The organism is Anatilimnocola aquadivae (assembly GCF_049819085.1).
Taxonomy (GTDB): Bacteria; Planctomycetota; Planctomycetia; order Pirellulales; family Pirellulaceae; genus Anatilimnocola.
In genome coordinates, this window is the sequence record NZ_CP187419.1 from 3,242,459 (window position 1) to 3,262,643 (window position 20,185).

Genomic DNA, 20,185 nt, shown 5'->3' on the forward strand with positions numbered 1-20,185 from the left:
TGAGAGCCACAGGATAAGGAGATCGCAGACGCCGCTTCGGGACGAACGGTGTGAAAGAATAATTGGCTCGCCTATCTACAGGCGAACGTCAGGGATCGACACGACGCGCTTCTCTCCATTCGCGTCGGGTTTACTCAGGACAACAAGTCATCGTACGTCACGGTGCGCCCATTCTCTTTCGTTCGACCCACGTGGTGACTGATCCGCATGGTTGCGGAACTGGTGCCCTCCCGGCTTGCCGGGTGTTATCTATCGAAAGGAAATCGTCATGTCGAAGAAGCCCCTCATTGGTTTGAATGCTGATTACCGGCCTGCACAAAAGGCTGGTCCCGCGCTGAGCTACATTCCAGCCGGTTACTACAACGCCATTCAAGCCGCCGGTGGTATTCCTGTCATCCTGCCGCCTCTGGAAGACGAAGACGACATCGCTGCTGCTCTCGAGCACCTGGATGGTTTTGTGATGGTCGGTGGTGGAGATCTCGACCCGCGTCGTGACGGCTTCCAAATTCACAGCAGCGTTAAGCTGATGGATGGCCGCCGCGAAGATTTCGATCGCACGTTGATGAAGCTGATTGCCGATCGCCGCTTGCCTGTGTTCGGCATTGGCTCGGGCATGCAGCTGCTCAACATTTCTCAAGGTGGAAACCTCTACCTGCACATTCCAGAAGAACTGCCGGACGCCCTGCCACACCGCGACCCACAAGACCCAGAACATCGCCACGGCTTGAACATCGTGTTCGGCACGTTGATGGAACGCGTCTATGGCGATGGCGAAATCCGCGTCAACAGCACGCACCATATGTGCATCGACGAAGTGGCCAAGGGCTTTAGCGTCACTGCTCGCTGCCCCGACGGCGTGATCGAAGCTATCGAGAGCAACATCGAAGACTGGTTCGCTCTCGGCACCCAGTTCCATCCCGAAGCCGAATCGGCCTCGGCCCTCGATGTGCGCATCTTCGAAGAATTCATCGCGGGCGTGGTTGCTCGCAGCGGTGAACTGAAGATGGTTGCCTAGTTCGGCGGCACTCTTGGTCGGTTGTCTTAAACGCGAAGCAACGGATTGTAAGCCTGCCACGGAAGGCAGATTTTTCCGCCAAGAAATGCCACATCCGCGACGAATGAATCGCCGCGGATGGTTGGAAGTGGCGCGCCTCAGTCAGCGAGCCGCTGGAGGCAATTGCTATCGCCCTACGAACTAGCGAACGCGGGGAAACAGACCTGGACGAGCAGGTGGGTTGCCTGGCGCAGGAGCCGGTGCAGCGGGTGCGGGAACAGGAGTCGCTGGGCTCACGCCTGGCGGATTCACAGCTGGAGCAGGCACCGGTGCTGGAACTGGGACGGCACCTTCAACTCGTGGAGTTGGAACTGGTGCGGGGCGAGTCTCGCGGCGGTCTTCGATCCGGTCCGTGCGATTGTCACGGCGATCATCCACTCGGTCTTCCCGGCGATCAAGCCGGTCGTCACGACGTTCTTCCGCGTCAAAGTTGGGACGCAGCGCGGCGCGTCGTTCGGTGCGAGCTGCGAAGCGAGGCACGTCAACTTCGTAAGTGCGGGTCGCCTCTCCGCGGCTGACTTGCACTTGGACATTACCAGCGTCGATGCCACTCAAGCGTTGCACGAGGCCTTGGACGCCAGTCACACGTTGGTCGCCGAGCGACACAATCACGTCACCAGCTCGGATGCCCGAGTAATAAGCGGGCGAGCGAGGAAGCACGCGCCAGACAACCACGCGGTCGGTGTGGCGGTCATCGAGGACGATGCCGAAGTTCTCGAGCGGATCATTATCGACGTAGGCCACTTCGTCAATGAAGACGACAGGTTGAATGACAATCACTTCTTCGCGACCGTCGCGGACGACGATAACCTTTACATCTTGATCGCGAACGTCTTCGGCGAAGAGATAGGTGACAAAGTCCGCTTCCGTGGCGACGCGACGGCCGTTGACCGAGACGATGCGATCACCTTCGCGGAAGCCGAATTTAGCGATGGCTCCACGAGTCGAGACGTCGGAAATCACGAGGCCGTTCGACGAACCGCGGCTGAACCACAGGCCGAAGTCAGCAGCACGGGTACCTTCGGCACGGAAGCTGGCTCGAACGTCACGGGCACTACGGGCCGTATCGCGAGCGGTGTCGCGGATGTCACGGGCAGCGTCGCGAACCGTGTCGGTCGTTTCGCGGATGGCTTCACGCGTGTTGCGTGGATCGCGAGCGTCGCGCGAAAGATCGCGGGCCGGGTCTTTGGGGTCGCGTGGATCTTTGACGGTGCTTTGGGCGTCGCGAGCAGCGTCGCGGGTATCGCGGACGGCTTCGCGAGTGTCTCGCACCTTGTCGTTGGCTTGGTCGCGGACTTCCTTGGCGTTGTCGCGAGCAGCCTCGCGGGTTTCCTTCACTGTATCCTTAGCGGCGTCCCTGACGTCCTTTGCAGGGGCAGGAACAGCCGGTGGTGGTGCGGTGTTTTGGGCGTAAGCGGGGGAAGCAGCGAGTGCTGCGCTCAAGAGAGCTGCTGGCACCGCAGCAGACAGTGTCTTGAGCCAGTTGCTCAATGAGATTGACATGACGAGTTGCTCCATGAATGTTCGAAGTGGCCACAGACATTCTGCAGCCCGGCGATTGGGTGCCGAATTGCACACCGCGTGCCCGAAGCATTTCCCAGGCTGCAGGCAAGGCCGTTGTCTGCAGAAAATCCCGGCATTTTCGTGAACTTGGCGAATTCGTGCCTGCGAATGCTTGGCAACGAATCAGCTTGTCCTTACCGTTAGGGCAAGTTGCTTTTGTACGCCTGCCAGCCACGTTGAACGCGCTGCGGGCAGGCGCACGTCGCTGCTATATTGGTTGACCTTGCGCGAGAACGATCGCCGCCCCAAGCCTCGCCCACCCCTCTCCCAGGACGAAGAAAACGATGGTTCACTCAAGTGCTCGCTGGACACCTGTGTTGCTGATCTTCAGCGTGGTGGCTTCACTCATTGCTTCGGCCGAGCTTGGTCAGGGGGCTGAGACGGCAAGTAAGCCCAACGTGGTAATCATCCTTTCAGACGATCAAGCCTGGACCGATTACAGCTTTGCCGGCCACAAGCACATCAGCACACCGAAGATCGATCAACTGGCGAAAGAGAGCCTGTGCTGCAACCGCGGGTATGTGCCGAGTAGTCTTTGCCGCCCCAGCTTGATGACGCTCATCACCGGGCAATACGCTCACGAGCATGGCATCACGGGAAACGATCCGCCGAAAGGAACCGACCGCCGCGAGATGCTCAAGCACGTGCGCCGCGCAAACACGCTGCCCAAGTTGCTTGGCGAAGCGGGCTACACCAGCTTTCAGTGCGGCAAATGGTGGGAAGGGAACCATGCCGAGGGCGGCTTCACCGCCGGTATGACGCATGGCGATCCGGCCAAGGGTGGTCGCCATGGCGATCTCGGTTTGAAGATCGGCCGCGAAGGTTTGAAGCCAATCGCCGACTTTCTCGATGGCAACGGGGAGAAGCCATTCTTTCTGTGGTATGCCCCACTGCTGCCTCACTCGCCCCACAATCCACCAGCGCGCTTGCTCGCCAAGTACCGCGACAAGACTCCTTCGCTGCACATTGCCAGGTACTGGGCCATGTGCGAATGGTGGGATGAGAGCGTCGGCGAATTACTCTCGATGCTCGAAAAGCGAAAGCTCGCCGACAACACCATTGTCGTTTACCTGGCCGACAATGGCTGGCTGCAAGATCCTGAGTCGCCCAAGTACGCATCGCGCAGCAAACGCTCGCCCAACGAAGCGGGCATTCGCACGCCGATCATGGTGCGCTGGCCCGGCAAGATCAAACCGCAGCCCTTCGAGGTTCCCGTCAGCAGTATCGATCTGGTTCCTACCATTCTCGCGGCTTGCGAAGTCAAATCGCCAACAGAGCTGCCGGGTCTCAGCCTGCTACCTAGTAACCTCACCAAGGTGCAGGAGCGGCCGTACCTGTTCGGCGAAATCTTCGAACACGATGTGCCGGATATCGACAAGCCGGCTGCTGGCCTGATGTATCGCTGGGCGCTCGAAACCAATCCCAGTAGCGACAACTACAAGCTGATCGTTTCGGCCGACGGTAAGACAACCGAACTGTATAACATCACGCGCGATCCCACGGAAAAGTCCGATTTGGCGAGCAAAGAAGCCGCGAAAGTGACAGAGCTTCGTAAGGCTCTCGATGCCTGGTGGAATCCGTAATTGGTCCCGCATGGGATAGCTCCCTGAGTGCACTTCATGAACTTGAATCAGCTGTTCTTACTGCTCGAAGCTGGCGAAGCCAAAGCGATTCACTTCAGCCTCGATAGTGAGCTGCGCACCTTCAAACTTTCGCTCGATATCAATGACGAAGTCGAGCGTGAGCTTGGGCCCGAGAGCCTCGAGTTCTCGCTGGCTTCGCTCCGTGAGTCGGACGAGGTCGGGGAGGAACTTGCCGAGCATGTGAACGTGGCCTCAGCCAGTTTATTCCGCCAGATTGCCCACGAACTAAGACTGGTACCGATTGCGGATTACATGATATCGGCCGGTGCCACTTCTCTCACGATTCGCCGCGAAGGAGACTCGGTGGTGGTCGTCCGACTCGCCAATGAAGTTGCTGGGCACGTTGTCGCCTATCACTTCGCGACCACCAGCGATAGTTTGCGAGGAACCGACGAGACGAGCACTGCGGAACATGATCGCGCCTTGTATGCGCTGTCGATTGCGTTTCGGAAGACCCTGTTTGAGGCGAAGCAAGACGCATCCAGCCTGGCATTTGGCATCGAGCGTGAATTGGTTTTGGCCACTAGCCCGATCTTATGCTTGGGGGGACCAAGAGACGGCGAGCGGGTGGCCGACAGCGGTCCGTTTTATCGCTTACCGACGCTGGGGCAAGTTTATGAGAAACGGTGGTTTCGATCCGCCGGCATCGAGCGCTCGTTCTATGTCCATTCCGGCATGAGCGAGACAGCCGCCTCCACACTGGCCCGCGCGGTGATGAGCGGAACGACAAGGTCTCTGTGACTGAATGCCGCGAACAAGTCGAAATAACTTGCGATCTATGTACTTGACAATGAATCGACACATTGTCCTAATGTCGGAGTGTTCTTCGGTAATGTGGTCGATCGAATGATGGCACCCGGGGAGGGCTTTGTTCTCAGCGTGCGCGCCGTTGCGAATTTGGAAGCAAAGCGATTGCCCGGCTGGATGCTTTTATCGGGCGTGTCCAACAACTGCCTGGTTTTTGGACAAAAGGCAGCGTTGTAAACGTTGCCAAAGAGAACGCAAAGGCCTTGCAGACTGTCACTTCCGTCTTCCTTGCGAATGCTGGCGACGGCCACAAACCTCTGGGGTTGTTGGACAAAAAGGCGATGCGCCAAGTTGCTTGCCGCTCGATTGGACCACCGATCAGGCGGTGAGAGACAGATTGAGCAGATCAAATTCAGGGGGCGGAGGGCAAGCAGGGTTCACCCATTGAATGACTTCGGCCCAGCCGGCGCTATCTTCGTCGTGCTGCAAGTAGCCATGAATCGGTCGCACCACCGACCAGCCATCTTTCATGTGCACGCTGAGGACGGGGTCGAACAGGTGGCCGCCGATGACGGCGTCTACATACTGCTCGATGTCCATCGCCGACTTGTGCTTGCCATAGCCGGGCAAACGGCTGGCTCCGACCATTCGCCAGAGCGATTCTTCCTGAACCAGCCGACGGGCTTGATCGGTCAGCGCGTGACCGAGGCCGTGATGCTGATGCCGAGGGTGAACCATGATGTCGGCGCCGTAGAGCGTTGGTCCATCGGGCACGTGATCTAAAAACGAACCACCGGCAGTGAGCACGTCCCACGAGTCATCGAGGTGAAAGTCGGCCATACGCAGCCGGAGGGTAAAGTGGACGCCAGCGACTTCGTTACTAGTGCTGTCGATGGCCACGAACTGTCCCTGTGGAAAGACCCGGCGATGGTCGTCAAGTTCATCGAGGCTGTATGGCTTCTCGGTGGGATAAACCAACTGGCAAATCTCGATGATCGCTTCGTAATGCTCACGCTCCACGAGAGACAGACGATAGTTGGCAGGGAGCATAGATTTCACACAGCGCATAACAGGGCTAGATTCGTTCCAATCACTGCGTGAAACATACGACCCAGATTCTAGCGAGGCCGGTCGATTTCCGTGCGGAGTTGGCACATTCCCGGTCGGTTCCTGCCGCTCTTGTCTTTCCTGCGGATTTTGCGGGCGGCTTGCCGCCGCGAACGCAACACTATCAAACCCTGAAGGCGTGGATACGCATAGCCCGGGCGGCGGACTTCAACTTTTCGCCACTTCAGTTCTCGGGCCGACGATCGTCGGCTAAAATCAGCCCATGAGCACTACCCTCTCGACCGTTTTCGATACCACGCAGCTGGCCGATTATCAGCGCGATGGCTTTTACATCGCGCGGCAATTGTTCGCTGGCGACGAGATCAACCGCCTGCTGGAATACGCGAAGATCGACCCCAATTTTGTAGCTTCGCTGTATGGTCGCAAAGATTCGACCGGCATGGAAACCAAGCTGGCCCTGTGGAACGAGGCGGGCGAAGACCTGTACGGCATGTTTGCCCGCTGTCCGCAAATTGTCGACCGCATGGAGCAATGCCTTGGGGGCGAAGTCTATCTGTATCACATGAAAATGATGCTCAAAGAGCCGCATGTGGGCGGCGCGTGGGAATGGCATCAAGATTACGGCTATTGGTACAACAACGGCTGTCTCTACCCGCTGCTCGCCAGCTGCCTGATTGCCGTCAATCAACACACACGAGCCAATGGCTGTCTGCAGGTGCTGCGCGGCTCTCATTTGCTCGGCCGCATCGATCACGGCAAGACCGGCGATCAAACCGGCGCCGATCTCGAACGCGTTAACGCCGCGCTTGAGCGCCTCGAACTCGTCTACTGCGAGTGTGCTCCCGGCGATGCCATCTTCTTCGATAGCAACCTGCTGCACCGCAGCGACGCCAACACGTCGGACGATCCGCGCTGGTCCCTCATCTGCTGCTACAACGCGCAGCGCAACGATCCTTACAAAGACTCGCGCCACCCGCGATACTCGCCCCTTAACAAAGTCAGCACGTCAGCCATCCGCGATTGGTCCTAATCGTGGCTGCAGACCTGCTGTTGTGCCGAGCCCTCCCTTGCCTTCTGTTCTTCCACTTCGTTCCCCAGGATCTGCTGTGATGCTTCGCCGGTTTGCGGTTTTCGGACTTCTGTTTTGCTCTGCGTTTTCGTGCCTGAAGCTAACGGCAGCGGAAAAGAGTCCGCTGATTCTCGCGCATCGTGGCGGAGCACACGAATACGAAGAAAACACGATGGAAGGCTTTAAAGCCTGCTACGAGCGCGGCATTCGCGGCTTCGAGACCGACGTTCGCATGACGCGCGACGGTGTGCTCGTGATTTTGCACGACGACAGCCTCGATCGCACGCACAACGGCACTGGCGCAATCGAAGACAAGACAGCCGACGAACTGCGAAAGCTCACGACCAAACATGGGCAGAAGTTTTTGTTCCTCGACGAACTGCTCGATTATTTTGCCGATAAGCCCGGCGTGTACATCGAATGGGAAATGAAAACCAGCAACAAGACGCTCTATCCCGATGAGCGAATCGCCGAGTACTGCGCCAAGCTCTACAAGCAGGCCAAAGCCAAGCAGCCGCACGGGTCGTACTACTTGTTTACGTCGTTCGACGAGCGTCCGCTCAAAGCCATTCGCGCGCTCGACGAAGTTACTCCCATCGCCATCATCGCGGGCAAACCGCTCTCCGTTGAATTTATCGAACGAGCCAAAGGGCTCAAGGCCCAGCACATTGCCTGTCAGCTGAACGGCACCACCCGCGCGATGGTTCGCGAAGCTCAAAAACTTGGCTACAAAATCAACTGCTGGCCCGGCCACACCGTCCAAGACTACTACCTGGCAATTGGCCTCGGGGTCGATGTCTCGTGCACCGACATCCCGACCAAGATCCAGCAAGTTAAAGAATCGCTGCCGATTCCGTAGAACTCCGGTCCGCCGACATGTTTCACCTAATCGCCAATGCTGATTTCAAGCATTCGTCGACCTTCGCCATGAGGCTGGACGAAAGTTGTCCGATTGTCCGTTTCACATCAACCTGCGGTATGGTGTGTAGTCGCTCGCAGCGGACTGCAGAGTTCGTGAGCAGCCCGGATGCCGCACCGTCGGCCGTGGCAATTTCGATTAGTAACTGATGGGGCTGATAGACGTTTGCCAAGTTCGATGTGATGGCGACAATGATTGTTTCCCGCAGCATTCCACTCAGCGAATCGGCCTGCACGATGAGCGCAGGTCGTAGTTTCGTTCCGACAGTGCCAACGAACGGCACTTGCACCAGTACAACGTCGCCGCGCTTCATGGATTCGCCGGGTAAGAGTCGTATGCATCCATGCCCGGTTCGTCCCAGCCATTGTCAGCGGATGACAGCGCGAGCTGATCCCGCAATTCTTGATGGTCAGCTGCCAAGAAGGCTCGAAACTTATCGTACAGATCGGAACGCACGATTACGTATTCGACGCCATTCAATGAAAATCGAGCCCCGTCTCCGGCTGTTGGGTCGAGGTTAGGAACTGCAGACTCTGGCATCGATGATTCCTTGGAGTTGATTATCGGTCGGTTCGGATGACCTTTCAAGCTGAGCGTGGAGAATTATTGGTAGGGGCTGACCAAAGTGAATGTTACGATTCACGAAGCCAAGCCGATTCTTCGAGCAGTTCGTCGGGGCTTTGTCCGGGGCGAGCGTCGCGTAGCCAATTGTCGACGCCGACGAGATACTCTCGGCAGGCTCGCGTTCCAATAAGTTCGCGGGCTGCTTCGCGATCGATTCGCATCAGTGCGCGGAAGGCGACTCCGCGAACCGTAATTGGATGAGTGGGATCGTCGACGAAACCTTCGTCTTGGATGATCCGCTGCAACGCGGGAATCCCTTCACGCCGCTTGAGCATTCCGAGGGAATGAGCAGCACTTCCTGCAATCCAAGGGTTGGGGCTGGTCGTATATTCCAGCAAGGCAGTGAGAGCTTGATGTTGCGCTTCACTCATCGCACCAGTTTGTGGAGGGTGCAGCCGATAGCCTAGGACGATGATGCCGCCAGTGCAGACGTTTTGCTCCCACTGTCCCAACTCACGACTAAAGCCATCGATCCGGCGAATTGCAGTCAATAGGCGCAAGGTCGCCTCGTCAGGCAAAGGCAAATTCGGATGATGCATCATTCGTACAGAATTGAGATCTCGATTGATCGACTTTAGTTCTTCCTCGGATTTCATGACGATACCCGTGAGTCGCGAGTATGCTACGCCGAACATATAGGCCATGAGCAACCGCAACGGCAGTTTGCGGTTCGGCCCCTCATCGGAGCCTCTCCCTGGAGTACCGAGGCGAGGGAGTTAAGACGAAAGAGGCTGACCTCTGACTTCCGATCTCTGACTTCCGAACTCCCGACTTCCGACTCTGCTACGCCGGCAAGTCGACGTTGTGATAAACGTCCTGCACGTCGTCGCAGTCGTTGAGCATGTTGAGGAACTTCTCGAACATGGGAAAGTCTTCGTCGCTGAGGGTCTTGCTGGCTTGGGGCAGAAAGGTAATTTCCTGGGCTTCCAGCTTGGTATCGGGAAAGGCGTGCAACAGCGCGGTTTTGGCTTTGTAGAATTCGGTTGCGGGGGCGAAGATCGTCAGCGTGCCATTGTTGCTTTCTACTTCGTCGACATTGACGTCGGCGGCGATCATGGCCTCCAGCACCGACTCTTCGTTGTTCCCTTTGAAGGAGAGAATGGCCAAGTGGTCGAACCACATGGTGACGGAACCAGCGGCACCGAGCTTGGAACCGGTCTTGGTAAAGCAGTTGCGGACCTCGGTGATGGTCCGCATGTTGTTGTCCGTCAAGCAATCGACAATCACCATCGAGTTGCCGGGTCCGAACCCCTCGTAGCGGGCAGCGACAAAGTCTTCGCCGCCGACGCCTTTGGCTTTTTCGATGGCCTTGTCGATGACGTGAGCGGGAATCTGATCCTTTTTGGCTTTCTCGATGAACGCTCGTAGCGCGGGATTGGCATCGGGGTCGGGGACGCCATTCTTGGCGACGACATACAACTGCTTGCCATACTTGGAATAGAGCTTCGATTTCTGACCTGCTGTCTTGAAGATCGAAGCCTTGCGATTTTCGAAGTTTCTTCCCATTGCACTTTCTCTTGTCGCTTTGCCGCCGAAGTTGATCCGCCGCCGGGACTGTAGCCGGTCACCAGAATCTTTTCCAGCTTACCGCAACAAGCCCAGGGCAAGTAGATCGCTCCGCCCCCAATTCTGGGTGAGTACGCCGTAGTGAAGGTTTGTGGCGAAATAGGGTTTCCGCCCATGCAACCTAAATGTCCTGCAAGCACGGCCGTAGAGTTTATCCAGCTTTGCCAGATGGCAGATTTTCGCTATGATGCCGGTGCGAAGCTATACCGTTGCTTCGCAATAAACGACGGGCAGCGGTTGTCGTCGTTTTGTAGGCATGTTCCGCCGATACAGAACATGCCTGCCAGGTTGCGGCTTCGTCCTTTAACGAACGCAGCCCGCTGGTTCCCTCTCCCCCCTTGAGGGCCTCTTGCGAAGGAGTTTTCTTGTGGCGCGTACCGCCTTGCTGCACGGATTGTTAGCTGTCTTGTTTCTGGGATCCTTGGTCCGCGTAGCGCCAGCTGCGCAGCCGGCAGAAACCATTCTGCCAGCCACCACCAAGCTGTTCATCGCCACGCTCGACGTGGACGAAACCCGCAAAAAGTTCCAAGCGACTCAGTTGGGTGAACTGACGCAAGATCCGTTGATGCAGCCATTTATCGAAGACCTGAAGAAGCAAATCAATCGCAAGATGGTCGAAGCGGGCAATGCCATGGGCATTACTTGGGACGACATGGAAGGGGTCTACGGCGGCGAAGTCGCGTTGGCTCGCATCCAGCCTGATCCCAAGGACAAGAACTCGTTCGCCCTCGCTGTTGTGATTGACATCACCGGCAAGCGCAAAGAGGCAGATACCCTGCTCGGCAAGATCGACGCCCAGCAGAAGAAAGAAGGGGCCACTGCTCGCCAGGTGAAGATCGCCGATGGCTTGAACGGTTTCGAGTACACGCAGAAGGCTCGTCCCGGTTCGCCTCGCGTCGAGAAGGACTATTACTTCATCAAAGACAATTGGCTGGTTGCCACCGATTGGTATCCCGTCGCCACCGCCATGGCTGGCCGCATTGGCAAAGAAGCTAACACTGACAGCCTGGCTTCGATCGAGGCGTTCAAGTTCTCGATGAACCGGAACGCGGAAGTCGCCAAGAAGGACGAGCTGAAGTATCACGTCCGCTGGTTCGTCGAGCCCTTCGGCTTCATGGAAGCGTCGCGAGCCGCGAATCGCCGCGAAGCGAAGAAAGGCCCCGACCTGCTGAAGATTCTGCAGGCGCAAGGCTTCAGCGCCATGCAAGGCGTGGGTGGTTACGTCTTTTTCGATACCCCGAACGACGAAGTGTTGCACCGCACGTTTGTGTACGCACCACCGGTTCCGGGCGAACCGAGCAAATACAAACTGGCCGCCCGGATGCTCAGCTTCCCCAACACCAAGACGCTGCAACCGCAGGCTTGGGTGAAGGCAGATGTTGGCACTTACCTGACGCTCAACTGGAAGCTTATAGACGCCTTCAAGTACTCACGCACGCTGATCGACGCTGTCGCTGGTGAACCCGGCGTGTTCGACGACCTGTGGGCCAGCATGAAGGATGACCCGCACGGTCCCAAGATCGACATCTACAAAGGCTTGGTCGACCACTTGAGTGAACGGGTCTCGATCGTTTCCGACGTGCAGCAGCCAGTCGATGAAAAGAGCGAGCGGATGCTCGTCGCTATCGAGTTGCAAAAGGGGAAGGAAGCGATTGTTAAAGCCACGATCGACAAATTCTTCAAGGGTGACCCGACTGCCCGTCGCATCGAGTTCGAAGGTCAAGGCATCTGGGAAATTCAGAACGAACAAACTGCTGCTTCCGTCGGTCCGATGATCTCGATCGAAGGAACTGAATTCGTCGCTGCCGAAAAGGATGAGGAGGAAGAAGAACGAAAGCTGCCGAACATGGCGGTGACGGTTTACGAAGACCACCTCGTCATCTCGACCCATTCCGACTACATCCAAGACTTGATCAAGAAGGCGAAGGCCAAGGCGCCTGAACTAACCACCATTACGGATTACAAACGAGTCGATGAAGCCCTCACTCGCCTGGGCCAAGGGGACGACAGCTTCCGCTACTTCGCGAAGACGGAAGAGTCGTACCGCGCGACCTACGAGATGATGAAGCAGAACAAGCTGCCGCAAACCGAATCGATGTTTGCCCGCTTGCTCAACGCCATGCTGGATAACAACCCAGACGATGGCAAGCGTGAGAACGAAATCGACGGCAGCAAATTGCCCGACTACGCGAAGATCACCAAGTACCTCGGCCCAACCGGCCTGTATGTTCAATCCGAAGAACAAGGCTGGTGGATCGTCGGCTCGCTGCTGAGCCGCGAAGCTGCTGAGAAATAAGCTCAGACGTTTTGGAACAATACTGGTTGAAAACAAAGGCCCGCAGCACCGAAGCTGCGGGCTTTTTTTGTCTTTCACCATCCAGATGTAGGACCACTATTCGGGCTTGTTGAGCCGTACCAGGATCCAGCGATCGGTCTTGCCGTTCCTATGCAGCAGCTCCACCTTGCGTTCCGCCAGACGTAAATACGACTTCGGTCGCATCGCACGACAGTAGGCCTGCAACTTGAGATCTCGCCCTCTCGACGGCATCGCGTGCCGGAACGCCGGCCCGATTCGAGCTGAAAGGATTGCTGTATGGTTCCGACAGAGCGCGAGACATCTCGGCTGCCACCTTGTCGGCTACCCCAGCTCTGTTGATGTGGCAGCGATCTGAACCTATCTGCGAAAACTGTCACTCGGCAGGGGAGAGGGCGACAAACAGGTGAACCTGCCCTGAATCAGTTTGGAAATTCGCGGCAAAGCCAGCCCGTTTCGCGGCGATCGCGCCGCGAGACACGACGGGAAGCGACAACAGGAAGTGATAGGGAGTTCCTTTGAGCATCGTTTTTGCTTGTCCGGCAATCACGTTGGCGAACTCACCGACCACATCGTTGACAATTTCCTTCGTCAATTCCGTGCCCACAGGAAGGTAGCGCTCAGTTAATCGTTCTGCCGTATCCACTGCCATTACCAAGGCGAATGTCCCCGAGACCGGTCGAAGCAACTGCATCACAGCCTCGACAAGTTCGCCTTTCAGTTCGGATGTCGTATCTTGAGGAGCTAATAGGGCATCGAGCTGAGTCATTTCTCGCAATGCTGTCACTGCGGCCGCGGAGAACGCTTCCACGACTTCAGCCGGCAGATTCGATTGGTTCGTAAGTTCGCTCATGGCATCGTTGAGTGTTGGAAGGAGAACGATGACTTCAACTGATAAAAGCCCGACTTGAGCGCTTCCACACGCGAAAATGAATCACTGAGATTGAGCGTTGTTTCCGCTCCGCCCAAAACGAGATACCCATCGGGGCGCATCAAGCGAGCAACACGATTGAGAATCACGCTCTTCAGGTCGTTCTCGAAGTAGATCATCACATTGCGGAGGAACACGAGATCCCACGTGGTCATGGCGGGCCACGATTGAGCGAGATTCAGGTGAGAAAAGCGGACAGCATGACGCACGCGATCGTCGAGTTGCCAGGCGCCACCTTCTTGTCGGAACCACTTCAGCAAGAGAGGTGTCGGCAGGCCACGATTAACTTCGACCTGCGAGTACCGCCCCGCGCGCGAGCGTGTGAGCATCTCGTGGGAGATGTCGGTGGCTGAAAAGTTGATGTTCCAAGCAGCTAATTCGGGAAAGTATTCGTGGAGCAGAATCGCGATCGAATAAGGTTCTTGGCCACTCGCACTGGCCGCGCACCAAATGTTCAATTGCCGCTGGGAGCGCCGGCGCTCGATCAGCTCAGGCAGCAAGATCTTTCGCAGCGTCTCGAAGGGGTGAATATCGCGGAAGAAACTGGTCTCGGTCGTGACCATCGCTTCGACCACCTCCGTCAACAGGCCATTCGCCCCGCTACTTCGCAGTCGTTCAATCAACTGATCGACGCCCGCAATGTCGTGTCTTTGGGCCAGCGGCCAGAGGCGTGACTTGACCAGATACTCCTTGCCCGATTCAAGAATCAGCCCGCACTGTTCGCGCAGCAGTCTAGCGACAAATTCGTAGTTCGCTGGCGTGAGGGAGGTCTCAGCCACGGTTGGCTCTCACTCGGCGTACGATTTCGCCCGCCAGCAGGGAAAGGGGGAGTACCTTGTCCGCGAGACCCGCACGAGCGACGAAGCCGGGCATTCCCCAAACAACGCTGCTGGCTTCATCCTGGGCAAGTATTTGTCCACCCGCAGTGCGCACGGCTTCGCAGCCGCGCAGACCATCCTGCCCCATGCCCGTCAGAATGACGGCGAGAGAGTGCTGACCATAGACAGTCGCTACCGATCGAAGCAAGGGATCAACCGCTGGTCGGCATGCATTCTCGGGCGGTTCTTGTTGTATCTTCGTGCGGACGCGAACACCCTCGCGCGTTGTGATTAAGTGGTAATCACCGGGCGCGATCCAGGCCTTGCCGGGTTCAAGTTCCATTCCGGAAGTGGCTTCGACAGTCGGGATGCGGGAATTTCTGGTCAGCCGTTCGGCTAACATCTGCGTGAACATCGGCGGCATGTGCTGCACGACCAAAATGGGCACAGGAAAGTCCGCTGGCAATCCGCTAAACAACTCTGCCAGCGCATTCGGACCGCCGGTCGAAGCGCCGATTGCGAGCAGGTCAATACGTGCCGGCGCGGGCCGGGCGCTGGGAATGGAGGGCGTCGCTGTCTTGCCTGTGACGACAGTCGGTTTTGGCACCCGCTTGCAAAGCGCGCGAATGGCGGGAATGAGCTCGCTGCGGATCACTTGCCGTGATGCTTCCAGGCCCCCTGCTCCACCGGGTTTGGCAAAGAAATCGGAAGCCCCACGGGATAGAGCTTCCAGCGTTGCCGCGGCCCCCAGTTCCGTCTGCGAGCTGAACATGATCACAGGCGTTTGTGGATGACTGCGATGAAGGTGCGTCAAAGCGGTGAGTCCGTCCATCTCGGGCATTTCGATGTCCAAGATGACGAGATCGGGCTTCAGCGTCGTCATTTGGTCGAGCGCAATCCGGCCGGTAGCGGCTGTGCCAGCGACCTCGATATCTACCTGGGCAGTCAACTCCTCTGTGACGATTCGCCGCACAACGAAGGAGTCGTCCACGACCAGGACTCGAATCTTTTCCATGATTCTTATTTCTCGAAAGCGCCCAGCAGCGAGAGCTTGGCGACGAGCACTTCCGGCGTGAACGGCTTCATTACGTACTCATTGGCCCCGGCATCCATCGCCCGCTGTACTTGCTCGCTTTCCGTTTCGGTGGTGACCATCACGATTCGCAACGCATTCCAGCGCGACTGTCGACGGACTGCCTGAATAAACTCCAGACCATCCATCACCGGCATGTTCCAGTCGACCAGCACCAGGCTGATGTCAGGATTGTCCTGCAGTTGTTGCAGGCCTTCTTGCCCGTGGCCCGCGTCGCAGACGAGAAATCCCTGTTCGCGGAGGATATTGCCTACGAGCATGCGCACGGCGCGAGAGTCGTCGATGACAAGTGCCTGCACTGCGATGCCTCCTAACGATGTAACGTCCTCAAGACATTCCTATCAGCCCTGGAGCTTGGTCACTAGTCCCTGCAATTCCACCGCCATCTTTGCCAGGTCGTCTGCGGAGGACTTTGTGTTCGCTGCACCGCTCGTCGTGCTGCGCGCGGCTTGGGCGACACCAGTCACATTCTGCGCGATCTCGCGGCTGCCGAGCGCCGCTTCATTCACATTGCGAGCAATTTCGGCCGTCGTCGCCGTCTGTTCTTCGACGGCGCTGGCGATGGTGCTCTGAATGTCGTTGATGTGGCTGATGATCGAGCCGATTTGAGCGATTGCGTCTACCGCTCCCTTTGTGTCCGACTGGATCGCTTCGATCTTGCGGCTAATGTCCTCGGTGGCCTTGGCAGTTTGTTTGGCGAGCTCCTTCACTTCGTTGGCAACAACGGCAAAGCCTTTCCCCGCTTCACCGGCACGGGCGGCTTCGATGGTGGCATTCAGGGCTAACAGGTTTGTCTGCTGGGCAATCGACGTGATGACCTTGATCACATTTCCAATCTCGGCGCTGCTGGCTCCCAACTTCGAGACGGTGGCGTTAGTCTTCTCGGCCACTTTGACAGCGGAGGTTGCCACGCGGGCGGCTTCGTTGGCGCTCTTGGCAATCTCCTTGATGCTCGCTCCCATCTCTTCGGTGGCACCGGCAACGGTGCCGATATTCCGGCTTACCTGCTCCGCAGCGGCCGACACGACGCTGGCTTGCGAAGCCGTCTCTTCTGAATTGGCCGCCATTTGTTGGCTGACCGAGGTCAACTCTTGAGCGGCACTGGAGAGTGAATGAACTGTATTTTCCAACGACGATTCAACTTGTTTGAGCTGCGTGATATCGCTCGCATACTTCACCACTTTGAATGGCCGGCCCGCATAATCCAGGATCGGAAAGTACGATCCTTCGATCCAAACTTCCTTGCCGTCTTTACCGAGCCGGCGGAACCGCCCCGTTTGTTGGCGGCCGGTCGCCAGATCGAGCCAGAATTGTCGATAGGCGGCACTATTGGCATAGGTTGGATCGACAAACAGGCTGTGATGCTTTCCTTTGATTTCGTCGAGCCGGTAACCCATCGCCTGCAGAAAGTTCTGGTTGGCAGTGGTGATGATGCCGTCCAAACCGAACTCTACGACAGCCTGCACTCGGCCAATCGCCGCGACCTGGCCTTCATAATCGGCATTTTGCAGGCGTGCCTCGGTGACGTCGGTGGCGATTTTCACGATCTTGAAGGGCTTGCCGGTGCCATCGAGAATCGGACTGTACACGCCGTGGATGTAGATCTCTCGGCCACCCTTGGCGATGCGGCGGAAATCGCCGGTTATGTCCTCACCGCGGTTCAAACGCTGCCAGAAATCGCGATACTGTTCGCTATTGCGAGTTGCCTCGTCAACAAATTCGCTATGCCGTCTCCCTTTGACCTCGTCGAGCGTGTAGCCCACGCATTTCAGGAAGTTCTCGTTGGCGTGAATGATAGTGCCGTCCAGCTCAAACTCGATCACCGCTTGCGAGCGTTGAATGGCGGCAATCTGGCCCGCGTGATCGAGTTCCAGGCGACGTTGGTTGGCAGTAGGCCGTTTGGCGTTGGGTGTTTTGACAGCGGCTGGCGGTTTGGTCGATCGTTTCTTGCTCATGGTGTTCGCTCCGGGGGCAGGGAGGTTTCTCGGTGTTGTGTGTCGCCTAGGTCTTGGCAAGGGGCTGGCTGTCGATGGCGACAATGCGCTCGGGGTCCAGAATGACGAGCAACCGGTCAGGCAGTTTGTAGGCACCTTGAATGAATTCGCGCGCGGAACCGTGCAGCGTTTCTGGCGGGCGCTCGAATTGATGCTCGGATACTTCCAGCACGTCGCCAATTTCGTCCACAAGCAGGCTGACCGCGACCTCTTCGGTTTGCAGGACGACGTTCACCGGCTCGCTTGTTGCGTCGCGCTCCGGCAGATCCAACCGGCGCCGCACGTCGATGGCAGTCACGATTTGCCCACGCAGGTTGATCAATCCAGACACTGCAGGATGCGCCAGGGGCACATGTGTCAGTGGTTGGCTGCGGACAACTTCCTGCACCTTGCGCACGTCCAGGCCGTAGCACTGGTTGCCTAAATAAAAGATGCAGAATTGTTGTGGCATGGACATTGTGCTGCGATTTCAGTTGCTTGTGATAGGGCTTGGTTGCAGAAGATGTCGCTTTGTGGATTCGACTAATGCTGAGACGTCCACGAATTCGGTGACTTGGTCGTGGACGACGGCTGTGAACAGCACACCGTCGCGATTGCCGCGGGCGCGAACCGTCAGCGAATCGTTGAGGATGTCCAAGATCGCACCAACGATCAGGCCGACGCGTTCTTCGCCGGCGTCGTACACGATTACGGGAACGACATCCATTGGAGTGACCGTATTGCTGCCGAGTGAAGATGTTGAGCCTGCGAGCGCAGCCAATTCTGCCGAGACATCGATCAGCGGAAGAATCTCGCCGCGGTACTGCACGACGAGCCGCTCGCCGAGTGATTCTAGTTGAGAGCGGGGAAATTCTTCGAGCCGAGCCACTTGCGCGAGCGGTACCGCCATTCGTCCGCCGGCTGTTGGAGCAAATAGCAACAGCGAATGGCTTTCGACGTTCGTCGCCACGGCTGAGGATTCCTGCTCACCATGTGCTCGCCCTCTGGCACCTGTGATGACACTTGCCCGTTGAGCGATGCCAACAATGTCCAGCACGAGCGCGACTCGCCCATCCCCCATGATCGCCGCACCGGCGAAGGCGGAAATTCCCTTCAGTTGCTTCTGTAGGGGCTTCACCACGATTTCTTCTGTATCGCGAATAGCATCGACTACCAGCCCAAACGGCCGCTCATCGGCTTGCAGCACGACAATATTGAGATCCTGGTCGGTTGCCCGGTTTGTATTGAGTTGCAACTGCTGATCCAGAAAGACGAGCGGCAGCAACTTCCCGCGCAAGCGATAGACCGGCACACCATGCAGCCGTTCGATGCCCCGCTGGGCTTGCTCGGCGTCCAGCCACACGAGTTCGAGCAAGCTGACTTGCGGAATTGCATACCGCTCACCACCACTGGCCACGATGAGCGCAGGGATGATGGCCAGCGTCAGGGGAATCTTGGTGCGAATGGTGGTTCCTTGGCCGGGCGTGCTTTCGATGTCTACGGTGCCGCCGATTCGCTCCAGGTTGGTGCGGACAACGTCCATTCCCACGCCTCGCCCGGAAAACTGCGTCACGCGATCTGCCGTGGAGAAACCGGGCACGAAGATCAGTCGCAGCAGGTCTTGCCGCGACATGCGGGCTGCGACTTCCGCCGTGATTAGATTTGCTTTAAGTGCTTTGTCGCGAACTTTGGTTTCGTCGATGCCGCCACCGTCATCGGAGATCTCGACGATCACTTTGCCACCTTCGTGAAAGGCCACCAGCTTCAGCCGACCTTCTTCCGGTTTGCCGCGTGATTTGCGGACGGCCGGCGGCTCGATGCCGTGATCGACGGCGTTGCGAATGAGGTGTGTGAGGGGATCACGAATCGCTTCGATCAGTGTCTTATCGAGCTCCGTTTCCTGCCCGTCAATCTCGACGCGCACCTGCTTTCCGCAAGCGACCGACAAGTCGCGCACGATGCGTGGGAACTTGCTCAGCACATTGCCGATTGGTTGCATTCGTGTTTTCATCACGCTAGCTTGCAACTCGGTGGTCAGCAGATTCAACTGCTGCACGGCGCCGAGGAAACCGCTGTCTGCATGCGATTGGCTATGTTGCAGAATCTGGTTCCGCGCGAGCACTAGTTCGCCTACGAGTGTCATCAGCTTATCGAGCAACCCAACATCCACGCGAATGGCCGCATCAGCGACATGCGCTGTTACCTTCTCTGCGGGTTCCAAGTTGGCTGCTGGCGAACTCGCCAGCGTGAAGCCAAATTCAGCCGATGGCGATTCCTGGGCCGTTACCGCTGACGTGGTAATTTCCTGCGTGGAGATGGGTGGCGGCAATTCAATGCGAGTCTCCAATGTCGGAGCTGGAATCACAGGCGTTGATGGCTGAGGCTTCGATTCCCCGTGCTGCTGCCGCAGGCGATCCACTTCGGCCGCGACCGCTGTGTAATCTCCTGATCCCTCTCCACCGGACGACTCGATACTTGTCAGAATCTCGCGAATTGCGTCCACTACGCGCAACAGCGCTGTGGCGATGCCCGGGTTGAAGGCGATTTCACCGGCTCTCAACTTGCTAAGCAAGTTCTCGGCAGAATGAGAAACTGCTTGCAGCTTCACCAGCCCCATGAAGCCAGCGGTTCCTTTGACACTATGGAACGTGCGAAAGACTTGTGCGAGTGTGCTTTTCTCGGCAGGATTGATTTCCAGCTTGACCAGATCAGAATCGAGCAGCGCCAGATTCTCATGGGTCTCCAGCAGGAATTCGCGGAGGATTTCATCGTTCGACGACATAGTCGATTCACTTGCCCCGCG

Annotated in this window: 20 protein-coding genes; 6 read left to right on the plus strand and 14 right to left on the minus strand. The window is 57.4% G+C overall.

The window, feature by feature from the left end:
• Positions 1 to 268: 268 nt before the first annotated feature.
• Complete coding sequence (locus NA78x_RS13150; RefSeq protein ID WP_425618911.1) at positions 269 to 1,015, plus strand: gamma-glutamyl-gamma-aminobutyrate hydrolase family protein; 747 nt, start codon at positions 269 to 271, stop codon at positions 1,013 to 1,015.
• Between the two features lie 180 nt (positions 1,016 to 1,195).
• Here the strand turns inward: NA78x_RS13150 and NA78x_RS13155 are convergent, their stop codons facing one another.
• Complete coding sequence (locus tag NA78x_RS13155; protein ID WP_425618912.1) at positions 1,196 to 2,557, minus strand: PDZ domain-containing protein; 1,362 nt, start codon at positions 2,555 to 2,557, stop codon at positions 1,196 to 1,198.
• A gap of 344 nt (positions 2,558 to 2,901) precedes the next feature.
• On the opposite strand from NA78x_RS13155, the gene NA78x_RS13160 reads away from it, so the two are divergent.
• The gene (locus NA78x_RS13160; RefSeq protein WP_425618913.1) at positions 2,902 to 4,200 is read left to right on the plus strand and encodes a sulfatase family protein; all 1,299 of its coding nucleotides are present in this window, start codon (positions 2,902 to 2,904) and stop codon (positions 4,198 to 4,200) included.
• 36 nt (positions 4,201 to 4,236) lie between these two features.
• Positions 4,237 to 5,001: a hypothetical protein gene (locus tag NA78x_RS13165; RefSeq protein ID WP_425618914.1), complete on the plus strand. Its 765-nt coding sequence runs from the start codon at positions 4,237 to 4,239 to the stop codon at positions 4,999 to 5,001.
• Between the two features lie 384 nt (positions 5,002 to 5,385).
• Here NA78x_RS13165 and NA78x_RS13170 read toward each other — a convergent pair whose 3' ends face one another.
• A complete protein-coding gene (locus NA78x_RS13170; protein WP_425618915.1) occupies positions 5,386 to 6,057 on the minus strand; it encodes a GNAT family N-acetyltransferase in 672 nt (223 codons plus the stop codon).
• A 280-nt stretch (positions 6,058 to 6,337) separates the two neighbouring features.
• Between NA78x_RS13170 and NA78x_RS13175 the strand changes: the two genes are divergently transcribed.
• Together NA78x_RS13175 and NA78x_RS13180 are read left to right on the plus strand one after the other, a co-directional pair.
• Positions 6,338 to 7,105 (plus strand): phytanoyl-CoA dioxygenase family protein, encoded by a 768-nt coding sequence (locus NA78x_RS13175; protein ID WP_425618916.1) that lies wholly within the window; start codon positions 6,338 to 6,340, stop codon positions 7,103 to 7,105.
• Positions 7,106 to 7,184: 79 nt separating this feature from the next.
• On the plus strand, positions 7,185 to 8,003 hold the full coding sequence (locus NA78x_RS13180; RefSeq protein ID WP_425618917.1) for a glycerophosphodiester phosphodiesterase: 819 nt from the start codon (positions 7,185 to 7,187) through the stop codon (positions 8,001 to 8,003).
• Positions 8,004 to 8,025: 22 nt separating this feature from the next.
• Here NA78x_RS13180 and NA78x_RS13185 read toward each other — a convergent pair whose 3' ends face one another.
• The 4 genes from NA78x_RS13185 to NA78x_RS13200 form a co-directional block, all read right to left on the minus strand.
• Complete coding sequence (locus NA78x_RS13185) at positions 8,026 to 8,376, minus strand: type II toxin-antitoxin system PemK/MazF family toxin (RefSeq protein ID WP_425618918.1); 351 nt, start codon at positions 8,374 to 8,376, stop codon at positions 8,026 to 8,028.
• Positions 8,373 to 8,603 carry a hypothetical protein gene (locus tag NA78x_RS13190; RefSeq protein WP_425618919.1) on the minus strand — a complete coding sequence of 77 codons (231 nt, stop codon included), beginning with the start codon at positions 8,601 to 8,603 and terminating at the stop codon, positions 8,373 to 8,375. The genes NA78x_RS13185 and NA78x_RS13190 overlap by 4 nt, the downstream gene beginning before the upstream one ends.
• Positions 8,604 to 8,695: 92 nt before the next feature.
• A complete protein-coding gene (locus tag NA78x_RS13195; protein ID WP_425618920.1) occupies positions 8,696 to 9,283 on the minus strand; it encodes a HEAT repeat domain-containing protein in 588 nt (195 codons plus the stop codon).
• Positions 9,284 to 9,470: 187 nt separating this feature from the next.
• A complete protein-coding gene (locus tag NA78x_RS13200; protein WP_425618921.1) occupies positions 9,471 to 10,193 on the minus strand; it encodes a YebC/PmpR family DNA-binding transcriptional regulator in 723 nt (240 codons plus the stop codon).
• A gap of 427 nt (positions 10,194 to 10,620) precedes the next feature.
• On the opposite strand from NA78x_RS13200, the gene NA78x_RS13205 reads away from it, so the two are divergent.
• Positions 10,621 to 12,549 carry a hypothetical protein gene (locus NA78x_RS13205; RefSeq protein WP_425618922.1) on the plus strand — a complete coding sequence of 643 codons (1,929 nt, stop codon included), beginning with the start codon at positions 10,621 to 10,623 and terminating at the stop codon, positions 12,547 to 12,549.
• 148 nt (positions 12,550 to 12,697) lie between these two features.
• On the opposite strand, the gene NA78x_RS13210 is transcribed toward NA78x_RS13205, so the two are convergent.
• The 8 genes from NA78x_RS13210 to NA78x_RS13245 are packed head-to-tail and all read right to left on the minus strand — an operon-like array spanning position 12,698 to position 20,164.
• Entirely contained in the window at positions 12,698 to 12,883 is a 186-nt protein-coding gene (locus NA78x_RS13210) for an aminotransferase class V-fold PLP-dependent enzyme (RefSeq protein ID WP_425618923.1), read from the minus strand.
• A gap of 60 nt (positions 12,884 to 12,943) precedes the next feature.
• Entirely contained in the window at positions 12,944 to 13,420 is a 477-nt protein-coding gene (locus tag NA78x_RS13215; protein WP_425618924.1) for a chemotaxis protein CheX, read from the minus strand.
• Positions 13,417 to 14,277 (minus strand): CheR family methyltransferase, encoded by an 861-nt coding sequence (locus NA78x_RS13220; protein WP_425618925.1) that lies wholly within the window; start codon positions 14,275 to 14,277, stop codon positions 13,417 to 13,419. Before NA78x_RS13220 ends, NA78x_RS13215 begins: the two co-directional genes overlap by 4 nt.
• On the minus strand, positions 14,270 to 15,331 hold the full coding sequence (locus NA78x_RS13225; RefSeq protein ID WP_425618926.1) for a protein-glutamate methylesterase/protein-glutamine glutaminase: 1,062 nt from the start codon (positions 15,329 to 15,331) through the stop codon (positions 14,270 to 14,272). The genes NA78x_RS13220 and NA78x_RS13225 overlap by 8 nt, the downstream gene beginning before the upstream one ends.
• Positions 15,332 to 15,336: 5 nt before the next feature.
• Complete coding sequence (locus tag NA78x_RS13230) at positions 15,337 to 15,708, minus strand: response regulator (RefSeq protein ID WP_425618927.1); 372 nt, start codon at positions 15,706 to 15,708, stop codon at positions 15,337 to 15,339.
• Between the two features lie 42 nt (positions 15,709 to 15,750).
• The gene (locus NA78x_RS13235) at positions 15,751 to 17,364 is read right to left on the minus strand and encodes a methyl-accepting chemotaxis protein (protein ID WP_425618928.1); all 1,614 of its coding nucleotides are present in this window, start codon (positions 17,362 to 17,364) and stop codon (positions 15,751 to 15,753) included.
• A gap of 46 nt (positions 17,365 to 17,410) precedes the next feature.
• Positions 17,411 to 17,854, minus strand: a complete 444-nt coding sequence (locus tag NA78x_RS13240; RefSeq protein WP_425618929.1) for a chemotaxis protein CheW — start codon at positions 17,852 to 17,854, stop codon at positions 17,411 to 17,413.
• 18 nt (positions 17,855 to 17,872) lie between these two features.
• A complete protein-coding gene (locus NA78x_RS13245; protein WP_425618930.1) occupies positions 17,873 to 20,164 on the minus strand; it encodes a chemotaxis protein CheW in 2,292 nt (763 codons plus the stop codon).
• Positions 20,165 to 20,185: the final 21 nt, after the last annotated feature.